Below are 13,302 nucleotides of genomic sequence, written 5' to 3' on the forward strand. Positions count from 1 at the left end.
CATCGGCAGATGTTCGTTTCCCGAATATTTACCCTTGGCGGATAAGGCAGAGGCATGAAAGCCATGTCGGTGCGTAGCTGGCCCCCTGAACAGACCAGTGGCCTCCCCTTGCCCGGGGGTGATGACGCGCATCTGCCGCACATGATCGGAGCGAGCGAATGGCTCACCGCCCTGTCGCAGGCGGCGGCGATTTTATCATGTGAAAACAATGCGATAAACATTGTCGAGGCGAATGAGCCGTTCCTCAAGGCGTTCCGGGAACATCGCGAACGGACGGCCGCAACGGCCCAGGCATCGGCCGAATGGCGCGCGCGCGTCACCGGTTTCGCCCAGTCGGATCGCGATTCGGAAAGTTTCGAAATCCGCCGCGACGGCAAGCTTGGCCCGGAATATTTTCTCTGCACGCTCGGACGGCTGCGGGCCACCGGCGCGCGCACCGAACAATTTCTCTTCACCGCGATCGATCGCACGAGCGAGCGGACGATGGAGAAGAATTTGCGGCGCGAGCTGCTTTCGGACGGCCTGACCGCACTGCCCAACCGCACCGGTTTCGGCGAGGAGATCGATGATCGGCTCGCCAATGGCAGCTGGCCGGACAATGCCCAGTTCGGCATCATCGCGATCGATCTCAGCCGGTTCAGCCGGGTGAATGAATCGCTGGGTCCGATGGCCGGTGACGAACTGCTGATCACGGTCGCCAAGCGGCTCAAATCCTGCCTGCGTCAGGGCGATGTGCTGGCCCGCATCGGCGGCAACGACTTTGCCATTTTTGCTCGCTTGAACAATGGCTTGTCTGACTCTCTTCAGATCGTTCAGAGGATCAGGGAGGCGCTGAGCTCGCCGATCCGGCTGTCCGACCTGCAGATCCGCGTCGATTGCGCCATCGGCTGCGCCCTGTCGACGCATCTGGAGGATGATCCGGATGATGTCGTCCGCAAGGCGCAGGCGGCGGTCAAGATCGCCAAGCGCACCGGCAAGGTCGAGATTTATCGCAATGGCGTGCTCAAGGAAGCGCAGCGCCGCTTCTCGATCGAGAGCCGGTTGCGTGATGCACTCGCCCACGGCGGCCTGACCCTGGCCTATCAGCCGCTGATCCATCTCCAGACCGGCGAGATTACCGGTTTCGAGGCGCTGGCGCGTTGGGATGACCCGGAACTGGGCCATGTCTCGCCGGTGGAGTTCGTGCCGGTCGCGGAAGAGAGCGGTCTCATCACCCCGCTCGGCCGCTGGGCCGCCTATGAAGCGGCGCAGGCGCTGAGCCGCTGGGACGCGAAATTCGGCCAGGCCCTGCCGGTCGGCGTCAACGTCAACCTGTCGCCGATCCAGATGGCGCGCGACGATGTCGCATCGATGTTCGAGGAAGCGCTGCGCTATTCGGGCATTGGCGGCCATCGCCTGACCGCCGAACTGACCGAAAGCGCGATCATTGCCGATCCGGACAAGGCGCGCAAATTGCTGTTCGCGCTCAAGGATTTGCAGATGCCGATCGCGATGGACGATTTCGGCACCGGTTTCTCCAACCTGGCGAGCCTGCACAGCCTGCCGATCGACATCCTAAAAATCGATCGAAGTTTCGTGTCCAACATGCTGGAAGATCACGATAAAGCCGTGATCGTCCGCACCATATTGTCACTGGCGGAATCGCTCAACCTGCGGGTCACGGCCGAGGGTATCGAAACCCAGGAACTGGCCGACATGCTGCAGAAGATGGGTTGCTGGCAGGGGCAGGGCTATTATTTCGCCCGCCCGATGAGTGAAGCCGATGCCTTCGACTATTGGCGCGTGCGCTGGAATTTCGAGACGATCTGATCGGCGATTTCGCCGACCCGGTCGGCGTCGGGGAAATCCTCCGCCACCCATGATTTCTGCACTTCCTGCAAGGCACGGGCGACGTCCGGGCCGGGCTGAAGGCCGCGCGCGATCAGTGCGCCGCCGCCGATCGGCAGGCTGGGCGGAGTCCAGCCGTCGAGCGGGGCCAGTGCCGACAATGGGGCGGCGGGATCGAGCAGGATGCGGTCGATCGCGCCTTCCACGCCGACCCGGTGCGCCAGCGCGCGCGGCCCTTCGGGTGCGGAGCCTGTTTCGAGCGCGATGATCAGCCGCTTGCGTGCCTTGTTGGAGAGTTTCAGCCGTGCGCCGATCTGGTCCGCCAGCGCCGCGTCGGCCGGCACCAGCGCGGCCAGCCGGCGCAGCGCCGATGGCGCGATGCTCGCCTCATCCTCCCGTGCGATCAGTTTCGCCAGCCGGTCGATGCCTTCGTGCGTGATTTCGGGCAGCACCGGCAGCCAGATCCCGCCGTCCACCATCAGCCGCAGCGCCGGCACGGGATCGCGCACCACCAGCAATTTGAGCAGTTCGTCGGCGATCCGCTCGCGCGACAGGGCCATCAGGCTGTTGGCCGCGGCGACGCAGGCATCATAAGCCGATGCGTCAACTTCGTTGTCACCATAACGGGCCAGGAAACGGAAATAGCGCAGGATGCGCAGATGATCCTCGGCGATCCGCGCGCTGGCATCGCCGATGAAGCGCAGGTGCCGTGCATCGAGATCGGCCACGCCGCCGAAATAGTCGCTGATCGCGCCGGTCAGGGGATCGGCATAGAGGGCGTTGAAGGTGAAGTCGCGCCGGGCGGCATCCTGCTGCCAGTCATCGGTATAGGCGATGGTGGCGCGGCGGCCGTCGGTGCTGACGTCGCGGCGCAGCGTGGTGATCTCGACCGGGCCGTCGGGCAGCACGGCGGTGATCGTGCCATGCTCGATCCCTGTCGGCACCGCCTTGATCCCGGCCGCCTTCAGCCGATCGACCACATCCTGCGGCATCAGGCTGGTGGCGATGTCGAGATCATTGACCGGCAGGCCAAGCAGCCCGTCGCGCACCGCGCCACCGACATAGCGGGCACGGCCCTGGTCGGCGTCGAGTGCGGCGAGAAGGCCGGAAAGGCCGGAACGGTGGCGCCACGGGGCGTCAGGAAGAATGCGGGTCATGACCGAGCCTGCGGGAAAGATTGGCGAGGATGGCAGCGGTCACGCCCCAGATGCGGCGGCCCTGCCAGTCGATTTCATAATATTGCCGCTCGATGCCTTCGAACATCAGGCTGCGGCGCACCCGATTGGCCGGATCGAGCGCATAGTCAAGCGGCAGTTCGAACCAGTCGGCCACTTCGCCCGGTTGGGCGCGCAGCGGCAGGTCGGGCGGGATGACACCCAGGACCGGCACGATGTCGAAGCCGGTGAAGGTATGATAGCGGTCCGACGTGCCGATGATGTCGACCCGGTCGGAGGGCAGGGCGATTTCCTCGCGGGCTTCGCGCAGCGCGCCGGCAATCTCGTCGGCATCGTCTGGATCGACCCGGCCGCCGGGAAAGGCGACTTGCCCCGCATGCTTGCGCAGCTTTTCCGAACGCTGGGTCAGGATAAGGCCGGGATTGGCCCGGTCGGTGATCGCGACCAGCACGGCGGCGGGAGCCAGCGCCATGTCGCCGACGATGCGCGGATCGCGGGTTTCGGACGGAAGCAACTGGATGTCGCGGCTATGCCCGTCGATCAGTGCGGCGCGTAGCCGCTCGGCCAGCGTCATGCCGCGCCGTCCAGCGGAAAGAAGCGGCCTTCGCTCCACAGGCCGACCCGCTCGCCTTCTTCATCCAGGGCCAGGTTCATCAGTTCATAATAGACGCTGCGCACGATGAGAGCGTCGAGCCCGGCACGGACATGGAGATAGGGATGGGGGCCATCATCCTTCTCGCGCAGGGTCAGCGCATGGTCGGGGCCGGCCGGCACCAGTTCGCCGGTGTTGAGCCGGAAGGCGAGGTTCCGGCTGGCGCCTTCGCCCTCACTCTTGAGTTCGACCGCAACGAAGGGAGCATCCTCGACCGCGATGCTCAGCTTCTCGACCGGGGTGACGAGCACATAGGAGCCGTCGCCTTCAAGCCGCAATATGGTGGAAAAGAGCCGCACCATCGCTTCGCGCCCGATCGGCGATCCCTGATGGAACCAGGTGCCGTCGCGCGCGATCCGCATCTCGCTGTCGCCGCAATGGTCGGGATTCCATTTCTCGACCGGCGGCAGCCGCTTTTCGGCGGCAAGGCGGGCAATGTCGGCGAGCGACAGGTCGGTAAGGTCGGGCAGGGGCTCCATCGGCATGGAAAGCAGATAGGAGCGGCCGGCCCGCTTGGCAAAGGTCTTTCGGTCGGGTCAGGCGGTAACGGTGATTCGCGGCGACAGCATGCCGGTTCCGCCGACCGGGCGGCCATCGACCGACAAGGCGAGCAGGCGCCGGGGCTCGAACGGGCCGGGGCAATCCCAGCCGGCGGTGCCGTCGGCGGTGAAGCCCCAGAAGCGGCCATAATATTCCGGATCGCCGATCATCATCAGCGGTTCGCAGGCCTGGGCGCGGGCGGCGGCGACCACTGCATCCATCATCGCGCGGCCGTGGCCGCCCTTCTGATGCGCCGGCGAAACCGCGACCGGGCCGACCATGATCAGCGGCAATTGGGTGCCATCCTCGTGGGTTAGCGCCACCGGCCAGCTTTGCAGCGATCCGATCAGGTCGCCCTTTTCGTCCAGCACCGCAAAGGAGAGGGCAGGCAGCCAGGGCATGCCATCGCGGATCAGATAGGCGGTGCGGCCGTGCCGGTCGGGACCGAAGGCGGCGTCCAGCAGGCCCTCGATCGCGTCGGCGGGCTGGCTGTCGAGGGGAAGAATTGCTGACATGTCTTGCCGATCCGCCATCAATGGCGCATGGACCGCGCCGGAAGCGGCGGGCCTATAGCGTCCATGCCGCAAAAGGAAAGATCAAACTGGACCCGCGCCCTTCGCGCGACCGGACATGGCGAGCTATGGACAGCATTTTTGACGATTATCTGACGCTGGAGGTCAACAACCTGCACGTCGACGTATTGACCGGCATCTATTCGGAAGAGACGCATCTGCCCCAGCCGCTGCGCATCTCGATCCGGGCCAAGCTGCGGATTGCGGACCATTATGATCCCGATACGCCGCTCAGCGAATCGAAAAATTACATGGACCTCAAGCATGCCGCGTCGACCGCGCTGCCGGAGGGGCTGCACTTCACCCTGATCGAGGGCGTGGCCGACCATATCATCGAGACCATCTTCCTGCAGGACGACAAGGTCCGCCATGTCGAGGTGAAGATCGTCAAGCTGGCGCTGAGCGAGCGGGGCGAGGAAATCGGCATTACCCTGGGCCGCGGCCGGAAATAAGCGCCGCTTGCGCCAAGAATGAAAGGCCCGCCTCTGCCCAATGCAGCGGCGGGCCTTTTCTTATGCCTTCTTGATCAGGCCGATCTCGATCAGCCGCTCGGTCAGATAGTCATGCGCACTGATCGGCTCTTCGCGGCGCGGATTGTCCGGCGTCACGCATTGCGGCAGCGCGTCGATCATGAAGTCGGGGCGCAGATGCAGGAAGAAGGGCATGGAATAGCGCGAATGGCCGCGCCGTTCCGGCGGTGGATTGACGACGCGGTGGCTGGTCGAGGGTAGCACATGGTTGGTCAGCCGCTGCAGCATGTCGCCGACATTGATGGCGAGTGCGCCCGGCGGGGGCACCACCGGCAGCCAGTTGCCGTCGCGATCCTTCAGTTCCAGCCCGCCTTCTTCGGCGCCCAGCAGCAGGGTGATGAGGTTTATATCCTCATGCGCGCCGGCGCGGATGCCCGGCGCCTCGGGTGACACCGGCGGATAATGGAGCAGGCGCAGGATCGAGTTGCCATCCTTGATCGGGCCGTCGAACCAGCGTTCGGGCAGGCCGAGATAGAGGGCGATCGCCGACAGCAGTTCCGCGCCGACCCGGTCGAACTCGGCATAGAGCGGCGCGAACACGTCGCGGAACGCCGGCATCTCGGTCGGCCAGACATTGGGCGGCATGGTTTCGGCAAGCGGATCGCCGGGCGCCAGGTCGCGGCCGACATGCCAGAATTCCTTGAGGTCATTCTCGCTCGCGCCCTTGGCGATTTCCACGCCAAAGGCGGTGTAGCCACGCTGGCCGCCATTGAACTTGGCATCATAGGCGCGCTTCATTTCGACCGGCTGGGCGAAGAATTCGCGGGCCAGCGCCCATCCCTTGTCGACCAGCGCCTGGTCCATGCCATGGTCCTTGACCATGGCGAACCCGAAGCGTTGGAAGGAACCGCCGAAGGCGGCGGCGAAATCGCCCTTGCTCATCTCTGCCATGGACAGGACGGGCACCTGGTCCAGCACGGATTGCGACACGTATATTCTCCAGATCGATTTGGCTTGCGGATGATATAGCGATCAGCCGCCATGGTTCCCATCCTTGATCGTCCTTGGCGCCTGATGCAAGGATGCGGCATGAACTACTGGCTGATGAAATCGGAACCCGACGTCTTTTCCTATGCCGACCTGGTCAAGAAGGGGAAGGCGGAATGGGACGGGGTGCGCAACCACGCGGCCCAACTGCACATGAAGGCGATGCGCAAGGGCGACCTGGCTTTCTTCTACCACAGCAATATCGGGGTCGAGGCGGTCGGCATCATGGAGATTGTCGAGGAAGCGGCGCCCGACAGCACCGACGAGACCGGCAAGTGGATCGCGGTCCATGTTGCGCCGCACAAGAAACTGGATCGCCCGGTGACGTTGAAGACGATGAAGGCGGACCCGGCATTGGCCGACATGGTGATGTTGCGGCAATCGCGTCTTTCCGTCGCGCCGCTGACGCCGCAGCAGTTCGAGCATATCGTCGCCTTGTCAAAGGCTTAGAAAAACGAGGGCGCCTCGATTGCGTTTCGCGCAACTGGAACGCCTTTTTTTGCGATTGTATGAGTTTTTGCGCTGCAACATATGGGTGGCAACAGAACAGAATGTCCAAGAGGTGTTTGAGGGCATTCACAAGGAGTACACCCATGCGAATGCTGTCCAAGTTTGTTGTCGCCGGCGCCCTGAGCGCCATCGTTGCCCCCGCCAATGCGCAGGACGCCGCCAAGCAGCGCTTCACCCACGAAGGCTACACCTACGTCTATGACGTCAAGGATACCAAGACCGGCAAGGTGATCTCGGGTCGTCGTTACCCCGACGCCGTCGCCTTCAACCTGCAGGTCAAGGGTGACAAGGTTTCGGGCGTTTCGGGCGGCCAGTCGGTTTCGTTCAAGGTCGATGACGCGCGCGGCGCGGCTGCCGGCGCTGCCAACTAAGCAGCCTGGCCTCGGCCATCAAAAAGGGCGGCTTCCCAATGGGAAGCCGCCCTTTTTCGTGGCCCTTGCCGAGGGGATCAGCGGCAGCGGCGCTTGCTGTCGATTTCCTTGCCGAGCAGTGCGCCACCGGCCGCGCCCAGGATGGTGCCGGTCGCACGGTCGCCACGGGTGTCGATTGCTCGGCCGACCAGCGCACCGCCGACGCCGCCGATGATCAGGCCGGTCGTGCCGTCCGACTTGCGGCAATAGGTGCGCCCGTCGCGCCCGCGCCATTCCTTGTAGCGATAATGTTTGCGGGCCTGTGCGCCGTCCGTGGGAACGGCCATCGACACGGGAATGGCCAGCGACAGGGCGGCCATGGCCATCAGGGCGTTACGCATAATATCTCCTCCGAATTGCGTTGTCAGCCGATTGAACCCCTGCCTATTGACCTAGGTTGCATGAACCTCTGACAACGGCATAAGTTTTTGTTTCAGCGGAAATTAAATTTGAGGTGAAGCGATGAACGCAGGCGACGGGCAGGATGCTGCCGCACTGATCCGGGCGCTCGACCTCGCCCCGCATCCCGAAGGCGGCTGGTATCGCGAAACCTGGCGGGCAGAGGCGGCTGCGGGCCAGAGAGCGGCCGGTACGGCGATCCTGTTCCTTCTGGAGGCGCATCAGCGATCGCACTGGCATCGGGTCGATGCCGACGAGATGTGGTTCTGGCATGCGGGGGCACCGATCATCCTGGGCATCGCTCCGCCGCAGGGGCCTGCAGTCGATCATCACCTCGGCCCGGATATCGCCGCGGGACAGATGCCGCAGCGCCTGGTCCCGGCGCATCATTGGCAGGCGGCGCGGCCGGTTGGCGGATGGGCGCTCGTCAGCTGCACGGTCACGCCGGGCTTCGACTTTGCCGGATTCACGCTGGCACCGCCCGATTGGGCGCCCGCCTGAAGCGCGCGGATTTCCGCCGATTTTCAGACTTATCCAAAGTTATCCACAGATTTGTGGTGCGGCCTGTCTTCAAACTGTCGGAATCCGCTTTGCCCGACTCGCGGATCGTGACAGCATCCTCTTATCGGGACAGTCGGCAAGGAGCGATCCAAAGCCGGAAAATCCAAGAGAAATCAAGGATTTTTTGCCCTGATGGTCCGTTGGGAGCTGCCGTGCGCGAGGATGGCAGGGACGATCGGATCCAAGCCTTTCAGGATGATGCCGGGTACGCGCGAAAGTGAACGTCGGGCTTCGGATGAAAGGTCAGCATGGGTGAACAGACCTTCGGGCTCGTTCTCCCGCGCGAAGATGCGGAAACGCATCACATCGCCGGACCGGAAGGCGCAGCCCGCAAGGACATGTGGCCGAAAGGACCGACGTTAGTGGGGGCCGGCAGCAATGTCGGCCCTCATTTTGTTTCCGGGATACCCCGTGGCATCCATTGCGCATAAACGCGATTTTCAAGAGTCCGTCGGTGCCGGCTGAGGGGATCGAACCCCCGACCTTCGGTTTACAAAACCGCTGCACTACCGCTGTGCTAAGCCGGCGCACCCGACGGGTCGGACGCCCTTACTATCAGATCACGCCGAACGTCCAGCCCTCTGTGCGCGCAATTTCGTCGGACATCGCTGCGGGTGCCCAAAGTGCCGGATTTTGAGCCCTTTCGCGCATCCAGGCAGCGGTCAGCAAGGCATCGGCCTGATGGTCGGCGGCGAGCGGACCGAAGTAGGGGGCGGTTGCGAACATGGTCAGCGCGTCATTGAGGGCGGCGAGATCGCGCATCTTGGTCCGGCCCTTGGGCCGCCCGGCGGCGCGCGCTGCGATGCTGGTATAGATTTCGACGACCAGCGATCCGGTGGCAGGCAGCGGATCGAAGGGCCAGACCGGCACATGCGGGCGGATCTGGTGGAGCAGGCGCATGCCGGCAAAGCTGGCCTTGGCCACCTGCGCCGCGCCGATCGCGTCATAGATGGTCGACGGCTTGCCGCCGCCCCCGGCATTATAATGGTCTTCGCAGGCGCGGTTGTGCAGAAACTCGGCCTTCATCCCGTCGGCCTTGCCGAAATAGAAATGACGACGATGGGTGGTTTCCAGCAGGCTGGCGGCACCCAGATCGGGATCGGCGCAGACCGCATCGACATAGGCCCAGAAAGCCGGTGCGTCGGTTGGCGTCGGATCGCCAGGCAGATAGGCGCCGCGTGCGACGAATGGTGGGGCGAAGCTGAAGTCGAAGCCGAACAGGGTCGGTGCCTCGCACGCCGTTGCGATCAGCCAGTCGGCGACCGCCTGGCGCGACCAGATTCCGCCCGGCGCCTCGACCAGTTCCGGCGCATCCTGACCGATGCCGCAGATGGCGACCGCTATTCCCTTGTGCCGCGTGCCCTTGGCGCCCGACCAGTCGATCGCGGCGAAGCGCGCGAACCGGGGCGTCACGCCGCGCCGCGTTCGGCGCGCAGTTTGTTCCAATAGGCAATGCGCTCGGCAATCCGCGCCTCGAACCCGCGTTCGGTCGGCGTATAGAAGGTTTGCGGGCTCATCTCCGCCGGCCAGTAATTGGCGCCGGAAAAGCCGCCCTCGGCATCATGGTCATATTGGTAATTCTTGCCATAGCCGACCTGCTTCATCAGCTTGGTGGGTGCATTGACGATGTTCATCGGCGGCATCAGGGACCCGGTTTCGCGCGCGGTGCGGAAGGCCGTCTTCATCGCCATATAGCCGGCGTTCGACTTGGGCGAGGTAGCGCAATAGATGCAGGCTTGGACGATCGCCAGTTCGCCTTCGGGCGAGCCCAGAAATTCATAGGCATCCTTGGCGGCAAGGCACTGCACCACTGCCTGCGGGTCGGCCAGGCCGATATCTTCAGTCGCGAAGCGGACGAGCCGGCGCAGCACATAGAGCGGTTCCTCGCCCGCGGTCAGCATGCGGGCGAGATAATAGAGCGCCGCCTGCGGATCGGAGCCACGCAGCGATTTATGGAGGGCGGAAATGAGGTTGTAATGGCCTTCGCGATCCTTGTCATAGACCGCGACGCGGCGGTGGAGCAGGGCGGAGAGGCCCGCCGGATCGAGCGGCACAGGAATGTCGATCGAATAGAGGGTTTCGACCTGATTGAGCAGGAAGCGGCCGTCGCCGTCCGCGCTGGCCAGCAGCGCTTCACGCGCGGCCATGTCCAGCGGCAACGGGCGGCCGATCAGCGCTTCGGCCCGGTCCAGCAATTGTTCGAGCGCCGCGGCGTCGAGCCGGCGCAGGATCAACACCTGCGCGCGGGACAGGAGCGCGGCGTTCAGTTCGAAGCTGGGATTCTCCGTGGTCGCGCCAACCAGCGTGACCGTGCCATCCTCGACGAAGGGCAGGAAACTGTCCTGCTGGGCGCGGTTGAAACGGTGGATCTCGTCCACGAAGAGCAAGGTCTTTTCACCACGACGGCCATGGTCCTTTGCGGCGGCAAACACCTTCTTGAGGTCGGCGACACCGGAAAAGACAGCCGAGATAGGCTCGAACCGCATGCCGACGGCATCGGCGAGCAGCCGCGATATGGTGGTCTTTCCGGTCCCGGGCGGCCCCCAGAAGAGGATGGATGACAGGCGACCAGCGGCCACCATGCGGCCAATCGCGCCGTCTGGGCCGGTCAGATGCTCCTGGCCGACCACGTCGGCGAGCACTGCCGGGCGCAAGCGATCGGCCAGCGGGGCATGGTCGATGCCGGCGGGAAGGACATCGTCGGAAGAGAAAAGATCAGCCATCGTCCCCGATATAGGTCGGCCGGGCCGATCAGGGAACAGGGCTGGAACGGATCTTGGCACCCTGGGCGCGCTGACGGATGATCCGCAAATAGGTATCGACCAGCGCCTGGTTCACCTGGTCCCAGCCGAAATGTTCAGCCTGCGCCTCGGCGGCGGCGCCTGCGCTGGCGCGGGCGGCGGCGTCGGTGCAGTAGATTTGCAGCGCATCGGCGAACTTGCCGATCGCGCCGGGGCGGATCAGCCGGCCGGTAATGCCTTCCTGCACCAGGTTTTCGCTGCCGGTGGCGCGGGCGGCGACGGTCGGCAGGCGGCAGGCCATCGCCTCCAGCGTGACATTGCCGAACGTCTCGGTGACCGACGGGTTGAACAGCATGTCCATGCTGGCGACGGCGCGGCCCAGGTCGGCCCCGCCCTGGAAGCCGGTGAAGACGGCATCGGGCAAGCGGTTCTGGAACCATTCGCGGGCCGGCCCTTCGCCGACCACCAGCACCTTGTGCGGCACCTTGCGTGCGGTCAGCTGGTCGATCGTGTCGGAAAAGACGTCCAGCCCCTTTTCCATCACCTGACGGCCGATGAAGCCGATCACCGGCACATCGTCGGCAAAGCCGAGCGAGCGGCGCCAGTCGAGATCGCGGCGCTGAGGGGTGAAAATCTCGCGGTCGATGCCACGGGTCCAGATGCCGACATCATAGCTCATCCGCTGTTCGCGCAGCAACTGGGCCATCGATTCCGACGGGGCGACGATGGCGTCGCAGCGGCGGTAGAAGCGGCGCAAAATGCCCTCGATCGCCGGTTCCAGGAAGGCGAGGCCATAATAGCGCGGATAGGTTTCGAACCGGGTATGGACCGAAGCGACGGCGGGCAGGTCATGAGCGCGCGCCCAGGTCAGTGCCCGATGGCCGAGCGGATCGGGGCTCGACAGATGGATCATGTTGGGCGCGAACGCCTTCAGGTCACGGCGCAGCGCGCGCGACAGGCGGGTAGGGATGCGATACTCCGGGCGGCCGGGCACGGGGATGGACGGCGCGCTGACCAGGTCGCCGGTCGGCGGAAAGGCGGGCGTATCGGTGGTCGGGGCATAGACGCGCACCTGCGCACCCTGACGCAGCAGATAGCCGACGAAGCGATTGAGCGCCTGGTTCGCGCCATCACGCACATAGTTATAATTGCCGCTGAACAGCGCGACACGAAGTCCGGTAACATCCATCGCGGCCCCTTAGACCAGACCGGCGAAAAACCCAAGGAACCAGAGCGGGTCTCGGGAATTTTGCTGAGGCTGACCGGGAAAGCCGGCCGGCATGATTGCCCCCGAAGGAGAGGATGTCTGCTGATGGCCGAGAGATTCCGCAAGGGAACACGGGTCAGGTGGAATTGGGGGCAGGGTGTCGGCCGGGGACGCATAGCCGAACGGTTCGAGCGGCATGTGGAGCGGATGATCGCCGGCTCGCTGATCCGTCGTAACGGATCACCGCGCGATCCCGCCTATCTGGTCCATACCGACAAGGGCGACCTGGTGCTCAAGCTGGGATCGGAACTGAGCGCCGCGTGACAGGCGATCGGGCAGGGCAAGCTGGCCGCAACTGGCCATCGTCATCGCGCTGCAACCATGGCATGGAGCGGCATGACCCAGCCTTTCATGACCATCGATGCGCTGCTGATCGGCATGCCCCGGCCCTTTCGTGATGACGAGCATAGTGCCATCGGCAAGCTGCCGGTCGCTGGCCCGATCCGCATCAACTGGCTGGGGTTCGCGGGCGACGGGGTGGCCGATACCGTTCATCATGGCGGCTGGGACAAGGCGATCCATCTCTATCCGCAGGACCATTATGGCTGGTGGCGCGATCGCAAGCCCGATCATCCACTGCTCGACGCGCCCGGCGCCTTTGGCGAGAACATCGCCAGTCGCGGCATGACCGAAAGCGACATCTGCCTGGGCGACCGGTTCTGCCTGGGCAGTGCGGTGGTGGAGGTGAGCCATGGCCGCCAGCCCTGCTGGAAACTCGACCATCGTTTCGGGGCCCGCGACGTGATGGCGACGATCGTCAAGACCGCGCGTTGTGGCATCTATTTCCGGGTAATCCGCGAAGGCGAGGCGGAGGCCGGCACACAGATGACATTGCTGGAGCGGCCCTTGCCCGACTGGAGCATCGAACGGGTGTTCCGCCTGCTGATCGGCGGCGGGCACAAGGGCGATCCCGATGCGGTGCGCGCGCTGGCCGAGATGCCGCAGCTGGCCGAAGCCTGGCGCGAACGGGCGCGCAAGCTGGCGGCGTGACGGCTGAGGCTGACTAGGCCGTAAACTCATAAAAAGCCTTGAGGATTGGCGATTGGCGTGATTCAGAGGCCTCCAGAGTTGGAGGGCTTGATGGCACGGCGGCGGTACGAACTGACAGATCGGGAATGGGCGATTATCGAG

The 13,302-nt window shown here is 64.5% G+C and carries 17 protein-coding genes and 1 tRNA gene; 7 read left to right on the plus strand and 11 right to left on the minus strand.

The window, feature by feature from the left end; all coding sequences use genetic code 11:
* Positions 1-54 precede the first annotated feature (54 nt).
* A complete protein-coding gene (locus CG471_RS14010) occupies positions 55-1,809 on the plus strand; it encodes a bifunctional diguanylate cyclase/phosphodiesterase (protein ID WP_099232228.1) in 1,755 nt (584 codons plus the stop codon).
* Here the strand turns inward: CG471_RS14010 and CG471_RS14015 are convergent.
* From CG471_RS14015 to CG471_RS14030, 4 genes are read right to left on the minus strand one after another with little or no spacing between them, the layout of a single operon-like run.
* On the minus strand, positions 1,773-2,984 hold the full coding sequence (locus CG471_RS14015) for a CCA tRNA nucleotidyltransferase (protein WP_099232229.1): 1,212 nt from the start codon (positions 2,982-2,984) through the stop codon (positions 1,773-1,775). The two genes, CG471_RS14010 and CG471_RS14015, sit on opposite strands and share 37 nt — an antisense overlap.
* Positions 2,965-3,576 carry a CoA pyrophosphatase gene (locus CG471_RS14020; RefSeq protein WP_004207340.1) on the minus strand — a complete coding sequence of 204 codons (612 nt, stop codon included), beginning with the start codon at positions 3,574-3,576 and terminating at the stop codon, positions 2,965-2,967. Before CG471_RS14020 ends, CG471_RS14015 begins: the two co-directional genes overlap by 20 nt.
* Positions 3,573-4,139, minus strand: coding sequence for a DUF1285 domain-containing protein (locus CG471_RS14025; protein WP_099232230.1), 567 nt, complete (start codon positions 4,137-4,139; stop codon positions 3,573-3,575). The genes CG471_RS14020 and CG471_RS14025 overlap by 4 nt, the downstream gene beginning before the upstream one ends.
* A gap of 51 nt (positions 4,140-4,190) precedes the next feature.
* On the minus strand, positions 4,191-4,709 hold the full coding sequence (locus CG471_RS14030) for a GNAT family N-acetyltransferase (protein ID WP_099232238.1): 519 nt from the start codon (positions 4,707-4,709) through the stop codon (positions 4,191-4,193).
* A 125-nt stretch (positions 4,710-4,834) separates the two neighbouring features.
* Here CG471_RS14030 and CG471_RS14035 point away from each other — a divergent pair, with 125 nt between their 5' ends.
* The gene (locus CG471_RS14035; protein WP_004207337.1) at positions 4,835-5,218 is read left to right on the plus strand and encodes a dihydroneopterin aldolase; all 384 of its coding nucleotides are present in this window, start codon (positions 4,835-4,837) and stop codon (positions 5,216-5,218) included.
* A 60-nt stretch (positions 5,219-5,278) separates the two neighbouring features.
* Here CG471_RS14035 and CG471_RS14040 read toward each other — a convergent pair whose 3' ends face one another.
* Positions 5,279-6,226 carry an isopenicillin N synthase family oxygenase gene (locus CG471_RS14040; RefSeq protein WP_004207336.1) on the minus strand — a complete coding sequence of 316 codons (948 nt, stop codon included), beginning with the start codon at positions 6,224-6,226 and terminating at the stop codon, positions 5,279-5,281.
* Between the two features lie 99 nt (positions 6,227-6,325).
* On the opposite strand from CG471_RS14040, the gene CG471_RS14045 reads away from it, so the two are divergent.
* Positions 6,326-6,733, plus strand: a complete 408-nt coding sequence (locus CG471_RS14045) for an EVE domain-containing protein (protein ID WP_004207335.1) — start codon at positions 6,326-6,328, stop codon at positions 6,731-6,733.
* Positions 6,734-6,882: 149 nt separating this feature from the next.
* Positions 6,883-7,164 carry a hypothetical protein gene (locus tag CG471_RS14050; protein WP_099232231.1) on the plus strand — a complete coding sequence of 94 codons (282 nt, stop codon included), beginning with the start codon at positions 6,883-6,885 and terminating at the stop codon, positions 7,162-7,164.
* 77 nt (positions 7,165-7,241) lie between these two features.
* Here CG471_RS14050 and CG471_RS14055 read toward each other — a convergent pair whose 3' ends face one another.
* Complete coding sequence (locus tag CG471_RS14055; protein ID WP_004207333.1) at positions 7,242-7,544, minus strand: glycine zipper 2TM domain-containing protein; 303 nt, start codon at positions 7,542-7,544, stop codon at positions 7,242-7,244.
* A gap of 121 nt (positions 7,545-7,665) precedes the next feature.
* Here CG471_RS14055 and CG471_RS14060 point away from each other — a divergent pair, with 121 nt between their 5' ends.
* Positions 7,666-8,103 (plus strand): cupin domain-containing protein, encoded by a 438-nt coding sequence (locus tag CG471_RS14060; protein ID WP_004207332.1) that lies wholly within the window; start codon positions 7,666-7,668, stop codon positions 8,101-8,103.
* Between the two features lie 173 nt (positions 8,104-8,276).
* On the opposite strand, the gene CG471_RS30205 is transcribed toward CG471_RS14060, so the two are convergent.
* From CG471_RS30205 to CG471_RS14080, 5 genes are all read right to left on the minus strand, one after another.
* Entirely contained in the window at positions 8,277-8,465 is a 189-nt protein-coding gene (locus tag CG471_RS30205; protein WP_143560207.1) for a hypothetical protein, read from the minus strand.
* Positions 8,466-8,618: 153 nt separating this feature from the next.
* Positions 8,619-8,690 (minus strand) — tRNA-Thr (locus CG471_RS14065).
* Between the two features lie 28 nt (positions 8,691-8,718).
* Positions 8,719-9,576: a hypothetical protein gene (locus CG471_RS14070; protein ID WP_099232232.1), complete on the minus strand. Its 858-nt coding sequence runs from the start codon at positions 9,574-9,576 to the stop codon at positions 8,719-8,721.
* Complete coding sequence (locus CG471_RS14075) at positions 9,573-10,886, minus strand: replication-associated recombination protein A (RefSeq protein WP_099232233.1); 1,314 nt, start codon at positions 10,884-10,886, stop codon at positions 9,573-9,575. The genes CG471_RS14070 and CG471_RS14075 overlap by 4 nt, the downstream gene beginning before the upstream one ends.
* Before the next feature lie 28 nt (positions 10,887-10,914).
* Entirely contained in the window at positions 10,915-12,093 is a 1,179-nt protein-coding gene (locus tag CG471_RS14080) for a glycosyltransferase family 1 protein (protein WP_099232234.1), read from the minus strand.
* 123 nt (positions 12,094-12,216) lie between these two features.
* Here CG471_RS14080 and CG471_RS14085 point away from each other — a divergent pair, with 123 nt between their 5' ends.
* Together CG471_RS14085 and CG471_RS14090 are read left to right on the plus strand one after the other, a co-directional pair.
* Positions 12,217-12,435: a DUF2945 domain-containing protein gene (locus tag CG471_RS14085; protein ID WP_080726947.1), complete on the plus strand. Its 219-nt coding sequence runs from the start codon at positions 12,217-12,219 to the stop codon at positions 12,433-12,435.
* Between the two features lie 72 nt (positions 12,436-12,507).
* The gene (locus CG471_RS14090; protein WP_099232235.1) at positions 12,508-13,161 is read left to right on the plus strand and encodes an MOSC domain-containing protein; all 654 of its coding nucleotides are present in this window, start codon (positions 12,508-12,510) and stop codon (positions 13,159-13,161) included.
* Positions 13,162-13,302 lie beyond the last annotated feature (141 nt).

It is taken from the genome of Sphingobium sp. IP1, from assembly GCF_002708645.1.
Classification (GTDB): Bacteria; Pseudomonadota; Alphaproteobacteria; order Sphingomonadales; family Sphingomonadaceae; genus Sphingobium; species Sphingobium yanoikuyae.